Origin of the sequence: Leifsonia sp. 22587 (assembly GCF_052044215.1) — a bacterium.
GTDB classification, from domain to species: Bacteria; Actinomycetota; Actinomycetes; order Actinomycetales; family Microbacteriaceae; genus Leifsonia; species Leifsonia shinshuensis_C.
In genome coordinates, this window is the sequence record NZ_JBQENB010000002.1 from 657,782 (window position 1) to 674,105 (window position 16,324).

General features: G+C 70.2%; 16 protein-coding genes. 2 read left to right on the top strand and 14 right to left on the bottom strand.

What is annotated here, in order from left to right; all coding sequences use genetic code 11:
• Positions 1 to 7 precede the first annotated feature (7 nt).
• Genes ACTJI1_RS11150 through ACTJI1_RS11180 form a run of 7 tightly spaced genes read right to left on the bottom strand, consistent with a single transcriptional unit; the run spans position 8 to position 7,370 of the window.
• Positions 8 to 1,171 carry a 4-hydroxybenzoate 3-monooxygenase gene (locus ACTJI1_RS11150; protein WP_440742673.1) on the bottom strand — a complete coding sequence of 388 codons (1,164 nt, stop codon included), beginning with the start codon at positions 1,169 to 1,171 and terminating at the stop codon, positions 8 to 10.
• Complete coding sequence (locus tag ACTJI1_RS11155) at positions 1,161 to 2,363, bottom strand: alpha/beta hydrolase family protein (protein ID WP_440742843.1); 1,203 nt, start codon at positions 2,361 to 2,363, stop codon at positions 1,161 to 1,163. The genes ACTJI1_RS11150 and ACTJI1_RS11155 overlap by 11 nt, the downstream gene beginning before the upstream one ends.
• A 20-nt stretch (positions 2,364 to 2,383) precedes the next feature.
• Positions 2,384 to 3,184 carry an SDR family NAD(P)-dependent oxidoreductase gene (locus ACTJI1_RS11160; protein ID WP_440742674.1) on the bottom strand — a complete coding sequence of 267 codons (801 nt, stop codon included), beginning with the start codon at positions 3,182 to 3,184 and terminating at the stop codon, positions 2,384 to 2,386.
• Complete coding sequence (locus ACTJI1_RS11165) at positions 3,181 to 4,173, bottom strand: fumarylacetoacetate hydrolase family protein (protein ID WP_440742675.1); 993 nt, start codon at positions 4,171 to 4,173, stop codon at positions 3,181 to 3,183. The genes ACTJI1_RS11160 and ACTJI1_RS11165 overlap by 4 nt, the downstream gene beginning before the upstream one ends.
• Positions 4,170 to 5,303: an FAD-dependent monooxygenase gene (locus ACTJI1_RS11170; RefSeq protein ID WP_440742676.1), complete on the bottom strand. Its 1,134-nt coding sequence runs from the start codon at positions 5,301 to 5,303 to the stop codon at positions 4,170 to 4,172. Before ACTJI1_RS11170 ends, ACTJI1_RS11165 begins: the two co-directional genes overlap by 4 nt.
• Before the next feature lie 46 nt (positions 5,304 to 5,349).
• Positions 5,350 to 6,348: a cyclase family protein gene (locus ACTJI1_RS11175; protein ID WP_440742677.1), complete on the bottom strand. Its 999-nt coding sequence runs from the start codon at positions 6,346 to 6,348 to the stop codon at positions 5,350 to 5,352.
• Positions 6,349 to 6,350: 2 nt separating this feature from the next.
• The gene (locus ACTJI1_RS11180; protein WP_440742678.1) at positions 6,351 to 7,370 is read right to left on the bottom strand and encodes a VOC family protein; all 1,020 of its coding nucleotides are present in this window, start codon (positions 7,368 to 7,370) and stop codon (positions 6,351 to 6,353) included.
• A gap of 226 nt (positions 7,371 to 7,596) precedes the next feature.
• Between ACTJI1_RS11180 and ACTJI1_RS11185 the strand changes: the two genes are divergently transcribed.
• The gene (locus ACTJI1_RS11185; protein WP_440742679.1) at positions 7,597 to 8,868 is read left to right on the top strand and encodes an ROK family protein; all 1,272 of its coding nucleotides are present in this window, start codon (positions 7,597 to 7,599) and stop codon (positions 8,866 to 8,868) included.
• A gap of 81 nt (positions 8,869 to 8,949) precedes the next feature.
• On the top strand, positions 8,950 to 10,314 hold the full coding sequence (locus tag ACTJI1_RS11190) for a restriction endonuclease subunit R (RefSeq protein ID WP_440742680.1): 1,365 nt from the start codon (positions 8,950 to 8,952) through the stop codon (positions 10,312 to 10,314).
• Here ACTJI1_RS11190 and ACTJI1_RS11195 read toward each other — a convergent pair.
• The 7 genes from ACTJI1_RS11195 to ACTJI1_RS11225 are packed head-to-tail and all read right to left on the bottom strand — an operon-like array spanning position 10,298 to position 16,320.
• Positions 10,298 to 11,305, bottom strand: a complete 1,008-nt coding sequence (locus ACTJI1_RS11195) for a sugar phosphate isomerase/epimerase family protein (RefSeq protein WP_440742681.1) — start codon at positions 11,303 to 11,305, stop codon at positions 10,298 to 10,300. The two genes, ACTJI1_RS11190 and ACTJI1_RS11195, sit on opposite strands and share 17 nt — an antisense overlap.
• A 34-nt stretch (positions 11,306 to 11,339) precedes the next feature.
• Complete coding sequence (locus ACTJI1_RS11200) at positions 11,340 to 12,521, bottom strand: Gfo/Idh/MocA family protein (protein WP_440742682.1); 1,182 nt, start codon at positions 12,519 to 12,521, stop codon at positions 11,340 to 11,342.
• Positions 12,518 to 12,934: a C-glycoside deglycosidase beta subunit domain-containing protein gene (locus ACTJI1_RS11205; RefSeq protein WP_440742683.1), complete on the bottom strand. Its 417-nt coding sequence runs from the start codon at positions 12,932 to 12,934 to the stop codon at positions 12,518 to 12,520. Before ACTJI1_RS11205 ends, ACTJI1_RS11200 begins: the two co-directional genes overlap by 4 nt.
• 12 nt (positions 12,935 to 12,946) lie before the next feature.
• Positions 12,947 to 13,732, bottom strand: a complete 786-nt coding sequence (locus ACTJI1_RS11210; RefSeq protein ID WP_440742684.1) for a nuclear transport factor 2 family protein — start codon at positions 13,730 to 13,732, stop codon at positions 12,947 to 12,949.
• Positions 13,733 to 13,751: 19 nt separating this feature from the next.
• On the bottom strand, positions 13,752 to 14,795 hold the full coding sequence (locus ACTJI1_RS11215) for a sugar phosphate isomerase/epimerase family protein (protein WP_440742685.1): 1,044 nt from the start codon (positions 14,793 to 14,795) through the stop codon (positions 13,752 to 13,754).
• Positions 14,792 to 15,925 carry a sugar phosphate isomerase/epimerase family protein gene (locus ACTJI1_RS11220; RefSeq protein WP_440742686.1) on the bottom strand — a complete coding sequence of 378 codons (1,134 nt, stop codon included), beginning with the start codon at positions 15,923 to 15,925 and terminating at the stop codon, positions 14,792 to 14,794. The genes ACTJI1_RS11215 and ACTJI1_RS11220 overlap by 4 nt, the downstream gene beginning before the upstream one ends.
• Positions 15,922 to 16,320, bottom strand: a complete 399-nt coding sequence (locus tag ACTJI1_RS11225; RefSeq protein ID WP_440742687.1) for a C-glycoside deglycosidase beta subunit domain-containing protein — start codon at positions 16,318 to 16,320, stop codon at positions 15,922 to 15,924. Before ACTJI1_RS11225 ends, ACTJI1_RS11220 begins: the two co-directional genes overlap by 4 nt.
• Positions 16,321 to 16,324: the final 4 nt, after the last annotated feature.

Sequence of the window (16,324 nt, forward strand, 5' to 3'; positions counted from 1 at the left end):
TTCCACCTCAGAAGGGAAGGCCCGCGTACTGCTCGGCGAGCGCGGCCTGAGCGTGACGGGAACCGGTCGTGTACTCCAGCTGGCCCACCTGGCTGCGATAGCGGAAGGCGCGAGCGGAGTCGTCGGTGATCTCGGGGTGCACGTGCAGCATCTCCGTCATCCACTGGGAGAACTGCTGCACCTTCCACTGCCTCGCCAGCGCCGACGCACTGTACCGGGTCAGCGCAGCGCCGTCGCCGCGGTACCGCGCGGTGATCGACCGCCCCAGCAGGGCGACGTCGGCGATGGCGGAGTTGAGCCCCTTCGCGCCGGTCGGGGGCACGATGTGGCCGGCATCGCCCGCGAGGAAGAGCCGCCCGTGCTGCAGCGTCGACGCCACGAAGCTGCGCATCGGGGTGATCGACTTCTCGGTGATCGTGCCCTCGTGCAGCGTCCAGCCCTCGACGCCGAGCCGCTTCTGGAGCTGCTCCCAGATCCTGTCGTCGGGCCACTCGTCGATCGGCTCGGACGGGTCCACCTGCAGGTAGAGCCGGGACACCTCCGGGGACCGCATCGAGTGCATGGCGAAGCCGTCCGGGTGGAGCGCGTAGATGAGGTCGTCCGTCGAGGGCGCGACATCGGCGAGGATGCCGAGCCACGCGTACGGATAGCCGCGCTCGAGCGCGGTGACGCCCGGGATGGCCGCGCGGCAGACGCCGTGGTAGCCGTCCGCTCCGACGATGAGGTCGCAGTCGATCCGCTCGCCCTCGGCCGTCAGGACGTACGGAGCATCCGAGTCGACGTCGTGGGGTGCGACGCCCTCGACATCGAAGCGGACGTCCGAGCCGAGCCGGTCGTGCTCGGCGAGCAGGTGCGCCACGAGGGCCTGCTGCCCGTAGACCGTGACGGTGCGTCCGATCAGGTCGACGAAGTCGACGTGATGACGGCGCCCCTCGTACTGCAGGTAGATGCCGTGGTGCGTGAGACCGCGCGCCGCGAGGTCCGCATCCAGGCCCAGCTCGCCGAGGATGTCGACCGAGCCCTGCTCGAGCACGCCCGCCCGGATGCGGCTCAGGACGTACTCGCGGCTCTTCTGCTCCAGGATGACGAACCCGATCCCGGCCCGCTGCAGGATGTGGCCCAGCAGAAGACCCGCGGGGCCCGCTCCGATGATGGCGACGTCAGTCCGCATGCTCGAGGGCCTCCTCGGGGGTGGCCAACGTCTCAGTCGTCTCAGCCGTCGCGAACGTCTCGGCGACCCAGTCGGCGATGATGCCCGCGACGTACGGCATGTTGTCGATCGAGATGTGCTCGGTGCCGCCTTCCGGGTCGTCGAAGATGCGGAGCTCGCGGCGCGGGCTGTTCACGGCCTGATCGAAGGTCTCGTGGGCGTACCGCACCGGGATCTGCCGGTCGCCGGCGCCGTGCGTGATCAGCAGGGGGACGGTGATCTGCTCCGCGACACCGTTCAGGTGCATCCCCTGGGTCTTCTCGATGAAGGCCTCCATCGAGTCGACGCCCCAGACCCAGAACACGTGGTCCCAGTAGTGCGGCACCGGGTTCTCGCCCTCGCGGTTGCGGCGTGCCTCCTGCACGGCGGCCCAGTCGTGGTTCGCTCCCCAGGCGACCGCGAGCTTCAGCCGCTTCTCGAAGGCGGCGGCGCGCGGGGCGTAGTACCCGCCGAGCGACCAGCCGACGATGCCGATGCGGTCGACATCCGCATCCAGCTCGCCGGCATGCTCCTCGATCCAGTCGACGATCGCGGCCGCCCACACCTCGGTGTCGTGACGGGCGGTCAGTCCGCGCAGGCGCAGCGCCTCGCCCGAGCCGGGCGTGTCGATCATCAGGGTCGAGATGCCGCGCTCGGCGAGCATCCGCGGGAACCCGGAGTAGTACATCATCTCCTTGGTCGAATCGAGACCGTTCCACTGGATGATCACGGGATGCGGTCCGGCGCCGGGCGCCCGGTAGAAGTAGCCCGGCAGCGACGAGTCCTCGTACGGGACCTCCACGCGGGTCACCGGGACGCGGCTCAGCTCGACGTGCTTCAGGAGCAGGTCGATCGACTTCTGGTACGCCGCGTTCCGTCCCTCCCATCGCGGGGACTGCAGGCGCTCGGCCTGGGAGGTGTACAGCGACGCCCGGTAGAACGTCTCCCCCGCACCGATCCGCCGGCCCGCGGCCTCGTCCGCCTGCGCCTTCGCGACGAGGCGGTCGGCGACGGCCGCCCAGGAGGCGTAGAGCTCGGCGGTCCCGGCGTCGTCGCCGTTCTGCGACGCGAGCAGCACCGGCTTGCACGCCCGGTCGACCTCGTCGATGAAGCCGCCGTTGTTGAGGGTGGCGACGACGGCGAGGCTCCAGACGTAGTTGGTCGGGAAGTACATGAACACGGGATGCTCCTTCGTTACTGCGAGACGTGCTGCGCGCCGGCCGCGATGCGGTCGGCGAGGTGCTTGGCGCCGGCGGAGGAGGCGAACCCTCCATCGACGGGGAGGTCGGCGCCGGAGAGGTACCGCGACGCGTCGGACATCAGGTAGACGGCGAGCCCGGCGACGTCGTCGGCCACCCCCAGGCGTCCGAGCGGCGTCAGCTCGAGCTGCGCCTCCCGCATCGCCGCCGGCGCATCGGCGGTCATGTCCGTCTCGATGAAGCCGGGATGGATGGTGTTCACCCGGATGCCGCGGGGGCCGTACTCGGTGGCCGCGACCCGGGACAGCCCGCGCAGACCCCACTTGGAGGCCGTGTACGCGGCCGTGTAGTGACCGGTGAGCCCGGCGACCGAGCCGACGTTGACGATCGACGAGCCGTCGCCCATGAGCGGCGCGAGCGCGCGCATCCCGAGCATCGGACCGGTCAGGTTGACCGCGAGCACCCGATCCCAGTCGGCGCGGTCGGTGTGCCCGATGCCGGCTCGGTGGGTGACGCCGGCGTTGTTGATCAGGCCGTGCAGCGGGGTGCCGTCCAGGTCCTGTGCGAGCTCGCCGGCGAGCCGTGCCCACGCCTCCTCGTCGGTCACGTCGAGGTGCCGGAAGACGATGCGGTCGTCCGGGAGATCGTCGGGGTCGACGACGTCGGTCGCGATGACCCGGACGCCGAGCCCGGCGAGCAGACGCGCCTCGGCGGCGCCCTGACCGCGGGCGGCGCCGGTCACGACGACGGTCGCGCCGTCGAGCCGGGTGAAGGCATCGAGGAAGCCGGCAGTCATCGGGGCACTCGCTCCTCGCGGGCCCGGTGCCGCGAGCGCTCGCGCGCCGGCGGCAGTTCAGGGGCGGGGACGACTGCGCCGACCGGTCCGACCAGCTCGCCGATGCCCTCCACCACCATGCGCACCGTGTCGCCCTCTGTCAGCGGACGCGGGTCGAGCGAACCGCGCCGGCCCCACAGTTCGGCGAGGCAGCCGCCGTTGCCGGTCGTCCCGGAACCGAGCACATCGCCGGGCACGACCCGCGCGTTGCGCGAGGCGTAGGCGACGAGCTCCGGGAACGGCCACCCCATGTTCGACACCAGGTCGTGGCCGATGCGCTCGTCGCCGACGTAGACCTCGGCGCGGATCGCGAGGAATCCCTCGTCGTCGAGGAACGGTTCGAACTCGTCGGCCGTGACGATCCAGGGACCGAGGCTGGTGCCGAAATCCTTGCCCTTGGCGGGGCCGAGCCGCACCTTCATCTCGCGCGACTGCAGGTCGCGGGCCGACCAGTCGTTCATGATCGTGTAGCCGAAGATCACCTCGCGCGCCTCGTCGGCGGTGAGGTTCGCCCGGCGGTCACCGGGCGCTCCGCCGATCACGGCCGCCACCTCGAGCTCGAAGTCCAGCCGTTCCGTGACGGGAGGCAGCACCGGCTCGCCCGGCCCGAGAACCGTGTGCGGATTGGTGAAGTAGAACGTGGGCGCCTGGTACCACTCGGGCACGACCTCGCTCTTGCCGTCGACGGAGGCGCTGACGCCCTCCACATGCTCCTCGAAGGCGACGAAGTCGCGGATGGATGCCGGAACGAGGGGCGCGAGGAGCCGCACGTCACTCAGCGCGACGCCGTCGGACGCCGTGACGGTTGCGAACACCCGGTGCGCCTCCGCGAGCCCGCGCGCGAGCACCTCGGCGACCGTCAGGCCGTCGGGGAACGGGACGACGCGGTCGCCGACGACGAAGCCCTCGCCGACCGTGCCGGTCCCGTCGGTCCAGCGGGCGATCCTCATGCGGGCTCCGCCATCCTGTGCGCGATCCCGAACATCAGCCCGGGGGCATCGGCATCGGGGTCGTGATCGATCTGCCACTGCCCGAGCTGGACCGAGGCCTCCACGACCGCCTGCGCCCGGGGCACGCGGCGGGCGTGGAAGGCCTCCCAGAAGGCGTCGTCCACGGCGTCGGCGGCGACGAGCAGCTCGGTCAGCACGACTGCGTCCTCGAGGGCCTGCGCGGCGCCCTGCGCGATCGTGGGCGGGCAGCTGTGCGCGGCGTCGCCGATGATCACCGCACGGCCGCGGTTCCACGGGGCGGGCACGATGTGCTGCGTGAACCAGGTGTAGTTGACCTGCGCTCCCTGAGCCAGGTCGGCGCGGATGTCGTTCCACGGGCCGCCGTACGCGGCCGACTCCTCGATCATGATCGCGGTCGCCTGCTCGTCGGTCAGTCCCTGGCGCTCCTGAGCCGCCTCGACGAGGAAGGCGTACATCGTGTCCTCACCGGTGGGCGTGTATCCGGCGATGTAGACCGGCCCTCCGTAATACAGCTCGCTGCGCTCGACCGAGGAGGGCCGCGAGACGAACGCCCGCCAGATCCCCATCCCCGTCGGCTGGGGCGCGGTGTCGATCCCGATCAGCCGGCGCACCTGCGAGTTGAGGCCGTCGGCGCCGATCAGGAGGTCGAAGGTGCCCGCCGGACGTCCGCCGATCTCGACCGAGACGCCGTCCGGGGTCTGCGACACTCCGGTGATGGAGGAGCCGAACGACACGGTGGCGCCGGCCGCCTCCGCGTGGCGGAGAAGGATGCGCGCCAGATCGGGCCGGTACATCCCGCCGGTGGCCGGGAAGTCCGGGCCGCCGGTCTTCACGTCGGGCAGCTCGGCCACGACGGGCGCGTCGGGACCGGGCGCACGGAGGGTCAGCCCCTCGAAGAAGTAGCCCTCGGCCCGGACGTCGTCCCACACGCCCAGCGTGTCGAAAGCCCGGAGCGCGTTGCCCTGCAGCGTGATGCCGGAGCCGAGAGCGCTGAGCTCCGGCTTGGAGTCGTAGACATGGACCTCGACGCCCGCCTTGGCGAGCTGGATCGCGGCGGCCAGACCGGCGACGCCGGCTCCGGCGATCGCCACCTTCGTGACAGCGGTCACTTCAAGAACCTCTCTGTTCTCTGATTCAGCGGGTCCCGGAGGGCCGCTACAGCAGTGCGATCGGATTGATCGGCGACCCGACGGCCGCCGTGATGGGGAGCGGCGGCGCCGAGAGGAGGAAATCGTATCTCCCGAGCCGAGCGCACTCCTCGGCCAAGCGGTCCAGATCCCACATCTCGCCGATCGTCAGGCCCAGGTTCGGGATGACGACCTGGTGGAGCGGCTGGAACGCCGGCACGTCGAACTCGTTCGGGCGCACCTCGAATCCCCAGGTGTCGGTGGCGATGGCGGCGATCTGCGTGTCGTGGAGCCAGCCGGCGGTGGTGAGCGAGAGCCCGGGTGCCGGTCCCCCGGCGTACTCGCCCCAGCCGTCGCGCCGCACGCGCGCGAGCTGGCCGGTGCGCACCAGCACGATGTCGCCGGTGCCGACCGCGCTCGTCTCGCCCTGGGCCACCACGCAGGAGCGCAGGTCGTCCGCAGTGATGGCGTACCCGTCCTCGAGCTCGCCCGACTCCGGACGGAGGTGCCGGCCGAGGTCGAGGAGCACACCGCGCGAGACGATCGCGGACGCAGCGTGCTCGATCCCGGTCACCAGGTCGCCGTCGCTCGTCACGACATCCCCTGCACGGCGTCCGTTCCAGGCGAAGCCGTGGTCGAAGATGTGACCGAGGCCGTCCCACTGCGTCGAGCACTGCAACGGCATCGCGATGACGTCGTCGGCGCCGCCGAGTCCGTGCGGGAAGCCCTGGGAGCCGCGCTCGGCGTCCGTCCCGGTGTCGAGCATGGTGTGCACCGGGTTCGTGCGCCGGCGCCAGCCCTTCTGGGGCCCGTTCATGTCGAACGACTGCGACAGCGACACCGCGGTGCCTTCCCGCACCAGGGCGGCCGCGCGCCGGCGCGTGGACTCGCCGATGAAGTTCAGCGTGCCCAGCACGTCGTCCTCGCCCCAGCGACCCCAGTTGCGGTAGGCCTCGGCGCGGGCTGCGATCTCCGACTCGGGGTCGTTCCGGTCCAGGTCGGCGGGGTTCTCGCTCGGTGTCGTCATCGTCAGCCGCGACCCTGCACGGCGTACGGGTTGAGGAGCGCCTCCTTGATCTCGTCGGGGACACCCTCCTCCGTGGCGCTCGGGCCGTCGGCGGCGGGGAACGACTCGGTCATCGACATCGGCATGGCGCCGTTGCGGTAGAAGTTGCTCGACCCCAGCGACGGCTTCCAGGTGTTGGGCTGCCAGTCCGGGACGTAGTTCCGGTAGCCGCCGGTGTTGAGCTCGATCCGCAGGGTCGACGGCTCGCGGTAGTAGAGAAACGTCTGCTCGCCGATACCGTGGATGGACGGGCCGTACTCGATCGGCACGCCGTTCTCCATGAGGGTGTCGGCCGCGATGAGCAGCTCCTCATAGGTGTCGACCCAGAACGCGTAGTGGTTGACGCGCCCGGCGCGGGTCGAGCCGTCCAGCACGACGCCGAGGTCGTGCGACTTCTCGTTCGTGGTGAGCACCGAGAAGATCGAGATCGGGGCCTCGTCGAGCACGGTGCGGGCCATGATGCGGAACCCCAGCACGTCGTTGTACCAGGCCGCGAAGGCGTCGACGTCGCTCGTGGCGATGGTCACGTGGTCGAGCTGCCGCGGGGCGCCGGCGACCTTGCTGCGCTTCTCCGGGCGGTCGGGGTAGATCGAGGCCACGTGGCCGGGAGCCTGGTGACGGGTGACGTCCCAGTGCAGCGTCATCGAGTGCCCCCACGGGCCGGTGAAGCGGAACGCGCGGCCGATGGCGGGCACGTCGTCGAGCCACTCGCCCTCGATGCCCGCCGCCTCGATGCGCTTGGCGGCCTCCTCGAGCGCCTCGGCGCTGGACGTGCGCCAGGCCATGGTCGCGAGCGTCGGCTCGGTTCCGGGCGAGACCACGACCGAGTATGCGTAGTAGTCGCCCCAGCAGCGGAGGTACACCGAGCCGTCGGCGCGGTCGACGACGGTCAGACCGACCTGCTCCTCGTAGAACTTCACAGATGCCTCGACATCCGGGGACGTGATCTCCACATAGGACAGATGGGAGAGAAGCTTGATCATCCTTGATCCTTTCCAGATGGGCCGAATGTGAGTGCCCGGTCTCTACTTTCGGGGCCGCGTCCGCATCAGGGAACCGCGTATCGGCTATGCCGGGGATCAATGAGACTGATTTCCTAGGTCGGCAACGGCGTCGCTTATGTCGTAGTGCATCCCAAGACCCGGCTTCCAGAACCCAAGGTGGGGTCGCTTCGCCCTCTTCCACCCGGAAGTTGTGTCAAAATCAAGCATGGCTAGGGATTCCGCACTCCGATTCGGCGCGCAGACCGACGAGGTCATGAGCCTGCTGCGCGTGGTCAATCTCGTCCGTACCGGGGAGGCCGACACGCGGCCCGAGATCGGCCGCCTGACCGGGCTCGGCCGCGGCGTCGTCGCCCAGCGGGTCGACGCGGCGATCGAGATGGGGTTCCTCGAGGACGGCGAGTACGGCCCGTCGTCGGGCGGCCGCGCGCCGCGCACGCTCCGCTTCCGGTCCGACCGCGGAGTGATCGTCGTCTGCGCGCTCGGCGCCCTGCACATCCGGGTCGGCCTGGCCTCCCTCGACGGCACCGTGCTCTCCGAGGCGCACTGCGCCTGGGACATCGGCCGCGGACCGGCCGAAACCATCGACACGGCGCTCGGGATGATCGACGGGCTCCTCGCCGAGAGCGACGACCGCCCGGTCTGGGCGGTCGCGGTCGGCGTGCCGGGCCCCGTCGACTTCGAGACGGGCTCGCCGGTCGCGCCGCCCATCATGCCGGGCTGGAACGGCTTCGACGTGCGCCGCCGGTTCGAGCAGCGTTTCGACGCACCCGTCTGGGTCGACAACGACGTCAACCTGCTCGCCCTCACCGAGCGCAGTCACCGTCGCGACGACAATGTGGACCTCATCTACTGCAAGGTGGGCAGCGGCATCGGCGCCGGGCTGGTCTCGCACGGCCGCATCCACCGCGGCGCGAACGGCGCGGCGGGCGACATCGGCCACGTGCGCGTGCGCGACTCGAACGCGGCCTGCCGCTGCGGCAAGGTCGGCTGCCTGGAGGCGGAGGCGTCCGGCTGGGCGATCGTTCGGGATGCGGAGCGCGCGCTCGAGGAGGGCGCGGGCGGCATCCTCGCGGGCGTGGCCGCGCGGGGTGAGCCGATCACGCCGGAAGCGGTCTCGATCGCCGCGATGGACGGCGACGCGCTCGCGATCTCGCTCGTGCAGCGCTCGGCGCGGATGATCGGCGAGTCCATCGCCGCGCTCGTCAACATGTTCAATCCCGCGGTGATCGTCGTCGGCGGCGCGGTGTCGTCGGCCGGTGAAATCTTCCTCGCCGAGGTGCGGCAGCGCGTGTACGAGCTGTCGCTGCCGCTCGCGACGCGCGATCTGTCGATCGTGCGCTCGATCGGCGACGAGCGCGAGCCCCTGCGCGGGGGCGCCGAACTGGCGATCGAGGAGCTGTTCGAGGTCACCTTCCCGCGGTGGTTCGCCGACGGGCGCCCGACGATCGACGGGATCAAGGCGGCGGCGGCCGCCTGAACGACGGCGCCGGGGCGCACTTCTTCCGGTTTTTGACGTAAGCGTGTAACTTACGTCCATAAGCCGACACAAGGGAGTGCCATGGCCCTGCCCATCCTGAGCGACGACGCCCTGGCCGCGACCGCGGACGGTTGCGAGGTGCGCGTCAGCCTGCCGTGGATCCGTTCCCTGCCGCTTTCGAGCGTCTCGGAGGTGCGCCTCCATCTCGACGGCCGGGAATGCGCGGTCGAGGTGCCGGACGGCGACGACTGGTGGTTCGTCCAGGACCGCCTCGCGCTGCGCGTCCGCGGGCCGCTCCTCCCCGGCCCGCACACCGTCGCCGTGTCGTTCCGGCTGCTCATCCCGTATCTCCCGGCCGGGCCGGATGCGCCGCTCGTGCTCGAGTTCGAGGGCGAGCGGACACTGGAGTCGGCCGGCGAGACGCCGTGGACGCTCGCTGCCAGCGCCTTCAACTGGACGCCCGAGGTCATCCGGGCGATGCGGCCTGCCACTGACATCACGGTCGGAATCGTGGCCTCCGGAGTCGCGCGCGTGATCGAGCTCGAACCAGGTCAGCTGTGGAGGTCGTTCCCGGTCACGCCACGGATGGAGGCCGCCGAGCTCCGGGACCGGATCGCCGCCACGAGCGGCCGTGTCGGCATCGTCGGCGCCAGCCTGGACGACTGGCTGACCCCGACCACCCGGCGCGACGAGGAGGAACGGCTCGCCTTCCTCCTCCCGCAGCTCCGCACGGCGCACGATCTCGGCGCGGAGGGCGTGCGGCTGCCGATCGGGCAGGCCGGACCCGGGCTGCTGCGCCGGATGCAGCCGCTGCTGCACGAACTCGACCTCACGCTCTACGAGGAGCTGCAGGGGCAGCAGGCGCCGGACTCGCCCCCGGTCGCCCGGGCGATCGACGAGCTGGCAGCACTCGAGGATGCGCGCGTCCGGCTGCTCGTCGACACCAGCATGATCATGCCCGCGCTGCCGGTCACGTACCTCGATGCCCTCGCTCCGAGTGTCCCGGACGCCCTGCTCGCACGGCTGACGGACGCGTGGCTGGAGCCGGAGACGCTCGACGCCGTCGTGTCCCACCTGCGCTCGGGCGCGGTGCCGCCCGCTGCGCACGCGCTCTTCATGAACCTGCTGATCCGCTTCGGCCGCTCGACGACGGAGGCGCTGCGCGGCATCCTCCCGCTCGTGGGCGCGTTCCACCTCAAGTTCTGGGACCTCGACGACGCGGACGGCCGGGTCTCCCAGCCGCTGCGCGACCTCGGCGCGCTGCTGCGCGACGCCGCGCCCGGCTTCGCCGGCACCCTCTGCAGCGAGTGGGGCGGCCACGAGTGGCTGGAGGCGGACCCCACGGACCTGACGCGCGCCCACCTCGCCCTCGCGACGCGGGCCCTCACCGCGTCCGAGGATGTTCAGCGGGCGCCCGAGGGGGCTGTCCTCACTCCGTCTTCGTAGAAAAGGCGGCGTCGAATGCAGCCTCCGGCGGGTTGATGGCGTTGAGCTCGCGCACGAAGGCGATGGCCTCCGGGGCGCCCTGAAGGCGGTCCATGCCGGCGTCCTCCCACTCCACGGAGGTCGGCCCGGCGTAGCCGATGAAGTTGAGCGCGCGGAAGATCGGCTCCCAGGGCACCTCGCCGTGCGCGGTCGACACGAACGTCCAGCCGCGACGCGGGTTCGCCCACGGCAGATGCGAGCCGAGCACGCCGTTGCGGCCGTCGAGGTTGGTGATCGACTCCTTCACGTGGACGTGGAAGATGTGGTCGGCGAAGTCGAGCACGAAGGCCACCGGGTCCAGCTGCTGCCACATGAAGTGCGACGGGTCGAAGTTGATCCCGAAGCTCTTGCGGTGACCGATGGCCTCCAGCGTCGCCTTGGCGGTCCAGTAGTCGTAGGCGATCTCGGAGGGATGCACCTCGAGCGCGAACCGCACGCCGACCTCCTCGAAGACGTCGAGGATCGGGTGGAAGCGGTCGGCGAAGTCCCGGTAGCCTGCGGCGATCCACTCGTCGGAGGCCGGCGGGAACATGGCGACGGCCTTCCAGATGGAGGAGCCCGTGAACCCGGTCACCGTCTTCACGCCGAGTGCGGCGGCCATGCGGGCGGTGAGCTTCAGCTCCTCGGCGGCGCGCTGCCGCACACCCTCCGGGTCGCCGTCGCCCCACACGCGGTCGTTGAGGATGTCGCGGTGGCGCTCGTCGATCGGGTCGTCGCAGACGGCCTGGCCGGCCAGGTGGTTGGAGATCGTCCACACCTGGAGGCCGTTGCGCTCCAGGATGTCCTTCCGCGACTGCACGTAGTCGGCGTCGTCCCAGCGGGAGACGTCGAGGTGGTCGCCCCAGCAGGCGATCTCGAGGCCGTCGTAGCCCCACTCGCCGGCGAGCCGGGCCACCTCCTCGAACGGCAGGTCGGCCCACTGGCCGGTGAACAGGGTGATCGGACGCGTCATCGTCGTTCCTCCTCTGAGACTCTCTCTTGCACCCTTATACGCGCACGGAAGCCGCGGCATCCACTGCGACCCACGCCGAATCGTCGGCAGAGCTCGCCTCCACCGCCGCGAGCACGCGCTGCACCGCCAGGCCGTCGTCGAAGCTCGGGTCGAGCTCGGTGCCGTGGGAGATGGCGGTCACGAAGTCGACGACCTGGTGCGAGAAGCCGTGCTCGTAGCCGAGCATGTGCCCGGGCGGCCACCAGGCCGAGACGTAGGGATGCTCCGGCTCGGTCACCAGGATGGTCGTGAAGCCCTGGAGCTCGGACGGGGCCGAGCGGTCGTAGTACCGCAGCTCGTTGAGGCGCTCGAGGTCGAAGGCGAGCGCACCCTCGGAACCCGAGACCTCGATGGTGAGGGCGTTCTTGCGCCCGGTCGCGAAGCGCGTGGCCTCGAACGAGACGAGTGCGCCGTCGTCGAGCCTCCCCGTGAAGATCGCGACGTCGTCGACGGTCACGTCGCCGAGATCGCCGGTGGCACTGCCGGTGAAGCCGGAGCGCGCGCCGAGCACCGGGCGCTGCGAGATGATCGTCTCGACCGTCCCGGAGACCCGCGTGACGCGCTGATCGGTCACGAACTGCGTCATGTCGACGATGTGCGCACCGATGTCGCCCAGAGCTCCCGAGCCGGCGTGCTCCTTCTGGAGGCGCCAGCCGAGCGGCACCGACGGATCGACCAGCCAGTCCTGGCGGTACGCCGCACGCACCTGCCGCACCTCGCCGATCGTGCCCCGCGCGATCAGATCCTGCAGCAGCGACACCGCGGGCACGCGCCGGTAGGTGAACCCCACCATCGCCCGCACGCCGTGCTCGGCTGCGCGCTGGGCGGCCGCCGCCATGGCCTCGGCCTCGTCGACGCTGTTCGCGAGCGGCTTCTCGCACAGCACGTGCTTGCCGGCCTCCAGCGCCGCGATCGCGATCTCGGCGTGCGAGTCGCCGGGCGTCACGATGTCGACCAGGTCGATGTCGTCGCGGGCGATCACCTCGCGCCAGTCGGTCGCATGCTCCGCCCAGCCCCATTTGGCTGCAGCCTTCGACACCGCCTGCTCGTCCCGGCCGACGATCACCGTCATCTCGACGGTGTCGGGGAGGTCGAACACCCGCGGCGCCTGACGCCAGCCCACCGAGTGGGCCGCCCCCATGAAGCCGTAGCCGATCATCGCCACCCGCAACGTCATGCCAGCACCAGCTCCCGCTCGACGGGCACACGGTTCGTCACGTACCGGCCGGGGGCGCCGTCGGCACCGGGCATGATCTGCATGTAGAGCAGGCGCATCGTGAGCACGACCTCCACGGTGAGCTTCTCCCCGGCAGCAGGCGCATGGCCCAGCGGGATCACGACGTCGGGACGGTCGGCGACGAACCACAGCGTCTCCGACTGCTCCGGCAGTTCCTCGATGCGGTAGCTCCGTCCGTTGAGCTCGAAGCGGAGGTCGTCGCGCGGGATCTCGACGCCGTTGACGGTGGCCGCGACATCGTCGACGGCCGACAGCCACAGGCTGCGGTACCAGGGCAGTTGCACCGAGACGGCGATCCCGTCGTCGGTGCGCCGGACATCCTTGTCGGCGAAGAGCGAGTTGTGCGTTGCCATGTTCTCAATCCCTTACTTGAAGGTGTCGGTGAAGGTGTCGTGCGCCACCGGAGGCACCGGCTCGAGCTTCTGAACCGTGTCCGGGCTGTACGGGTGGTTCTCGCTGGGCACCGGCTCGTCGGCCGGCGGCATGAAGACGGGCTTGCCGTCGTCGCCGAAGTACATCAGGTCGAGGTCGAAGGCGGCCTGGTTCTTCTCGCCGAAGCTCACCCAGTTCTCCTCGAACGGGGCCCGGGCGAGCTCGTAGCAGCGGAACTTCCAGATCTTCCACTCGCCGTCCTGGCGGAGGAAGTCGATGGCGTACTTGCACCAGACCCAGTGCGCCCACACCTTCTTGCCCTGCACCTCCCCCGGCGAGTACATGAAGTCGGGGCTGTCCTTGGCGACCTCCGGGTCGGTGAGACCCGACTCGGTCCCCGCCATCAGCCAGACGCCCTTCGCGGTCTCGCCGTCGGCGGCCACCTCGATCACCGGCGTGGTGGTGGCGTGCAGGATGAGCTTGCCGGCCGGGGCGGGGCGCCCCTGGTGGTACCGGATGACGCTCTCGTACGTCGTGTACTGGCCCGCGTTCGTGTAGCGGGCGCGGATGCCCTCCGTGCCCTCCTTGACCCAGAGCGGGATGATCTGCTCGTCCTGGAACGCGTTGTGCAGGTACATGTAGCGGTTGAACAGGTTCTCGATCTCGCCGCGATCGGCGGCGCGACGGGCGAGCCGGTTCGCGGCGGCGACCTCGTCGCGCAGGCGCGCGACCTCGGCGGCGAGATCCGAGAGGGTGGCTTCGGCGGTGGTGTCTGACATGTCGTGGGCTCCGTGCGGATCAGGCCGGGACACCGGCAGCGGCTTCTTCGATGGTGCGGCGCATGAGCGCGTGCTGCTTCTTGACCAGGTCGATGGGATCGGCCTCTCCGAGGTCCTGGAACGCGTGGCCCTCCCACTCGCTGGAGAGGTAGCCGCGGTAGCCGCCCTGGACGAACTGGCGGACGATGCGCGGGATGTCCATCGCCGGCTCCTGCCCGTCGGCGTCGATGTCATAGAACTTGGCGTGCACGTGGAAGATCTGCGGCATGATGTCGAGCCACTCCTCCGGCGGCACCAGCCCGTGCATGTTGAACGCCAGCCGGGTGAACGGGCCGAAGCCGACGGGGTCGACACCCTCTGCGGTCAGATAGTCCTCGAACTTCTGATTCCGCACGTGCATCGGCGTCGGCTCGTGCCAGATCTCGTCCATGACCGCGAAGTGCTTCTCGTCCATGCCCATCTTCGCCAGCTGCGACAGCAGGGTCGGCGACAGGCTGTGCATCGTGGAGGAGAAGTCGGCCGTGAAGCCGAGCCGGTCGCTGCCGAGCTCCTCGTAGAGCTCACGGATGCCGAGCACCTTGGGGTCGTTCGGGCCCTGCGGCGCGTGGATCTCGTAGCCGAGCCGCTGGTCGTACTTCTCTGCCAGCGGCAGGAGGCTGCGCAGCAGCTCGCGGCCCGCCGAGCGGATGACGACCCGCTTGAAGCCGAGCGTGTGCGCGGTCTTCAGCTGCCGGGCGAGGAAGTCGTGCTCCTCGTCCGGTGTCATGTCGCGGTCCTTGCGACGGCCCATGTCGAGGTTCGTGCCGACGGCGCTCGGCTCGAGCTCGTATTTCTCGAGCGAGTCGAACCAGAGCTTCTCGAACTCGGCGTCGACGTCGGGGTACGTGCGCAGCAGCTGGGCGATGTTGAACTCGACGCCCGGGCCGATGCCGTTCTCGGCGACCGCGGCGATCAGGGTCTCGGGCGTGTAGATCCCGGCCGCGAACTCGCTCGTCATCGAGTAGAGGGTGGTGCCGAGCTTGATGCCGGTGCCGGCGATCCCGTTCGGTTCAGTGTCGGTCATGCGCTTGCTCCTTCTGTGCTCGGCAGCCACTGCGCCAGCTGGAGGCGCGCCTCGGCCGCGTCGGTGACCATGCGGCTGCCGGCGTTCTGCGCCGCCGAGCGCTGTACGGCCTGCTCGTCGCGGATGATGTCGAACGGCGACTGCCAGTAGTTCCAGTGCCAGCCCTCGTACTCGCTCGAGATCGCGCCGTTGTAGCCGTTCTGCACCAGCAGCGCGATGAGGTCGCGCACCGGGACCGAGGGCTCTTCGTGGTTCTCGTCGATGCCGAAGAACTTGCCGTGCACGTGCTTGATCCACGGCATGATCTCGAGCCAGTCGTCGACGCGCGCCGGGCCGAACAGCCCGGTGCCGTTGATCGCGAAGTCGATGCCGAGGTCCGGCCGGCCGTTCTGCGCGGCGAGGCCGATGAACCGCCCGAAGCGCTGGCCGTGGTCGGCCTGGTCGGCGGGCGGCCCCGCCTCGTAGAACTCGTTCCAGAGCTCGACGACCTGGCCGAGCAGCTCGTCCGTGGCGCCGCGACGGCGGTAGGCCTCCAGCAGCGACGGCGCGAACCCGACGGTGGTCGCTCCCCAGTCGGCCGTGAAGCCGAGGAACGGGGAGCCGACCTCCTCGTAGCGGTCGCGCAGCGCGAGGATGCGCGGGTGCGAGGCGTACTGGTCGGCGTGAACCTCCAGCGCGAGCGTGACGCCGTACTGCTCGGCGATCGGCGCGAGCGCCGCCATCGAGTCCGGGGTGATGGAGATCTGCACCCGGGCGATCGGGAAGCCAAGCTTGGCGGCGGCCTCGATCTGGCGGCGCATGTACTCGATGAGCTCGTCCTGGTTCAGCAGCCGGTCGCGGTGGATGCCGATGTCGGCGTTGATCGCCAGGGACGTCGGCACGAGGTCGACCTCGGCGACCAGGTCGCGGAACCAGCCCGCGAACGCGTCGTCGATCGCCGGGAAGCCGCGGAAGCTGGAGAAGCCGATGATCTCCAGGCCCGGGCCGTATCCGTCGGCCGCGACCTTGCGGATGAGCCCTTCGAGGTTGTATTCGCGGCCGTGGAACGCTCGCGTGAAGCTGTAGAGCGTCACGCCCTGGATCGGGGATCCCAGGTTGGGGGTTCCCGTGTTCGGGGATACGGAGGTCATGCCGCCACCGCCTTCATGGTCTTGGAGTCGTGCTCCTCGATGTGGAGCACCTCGTCGTCGCCGATGATGATGTACGGGATGTAGACGGTGAGGTCGACCGCGACGTCGTGCTCCGTCCCGTCCGCCGCCACCGGTACGTCGCCGGACAGCACCGCCGAGTCGAGCGGGAACCACCACGACTCGGTGTCGTCGGCCATCTCGGCGAAGGTGCGCTCACGGCCGTTGAGCTCCCACCGGAGGGTCTCGGCCGGAGCGGGCACGCCGTCGATCGACAGCGTGGCGCCTGCGATGCAGGACGCCGGGAGTGCGCGGTACCAGGGGATGCGCACTTCGACCGCGGCACGCGTGCCGGTGGTCGTAAGCGTGCCCTGCTCGATGATGCGATCGGGGATCACGAGT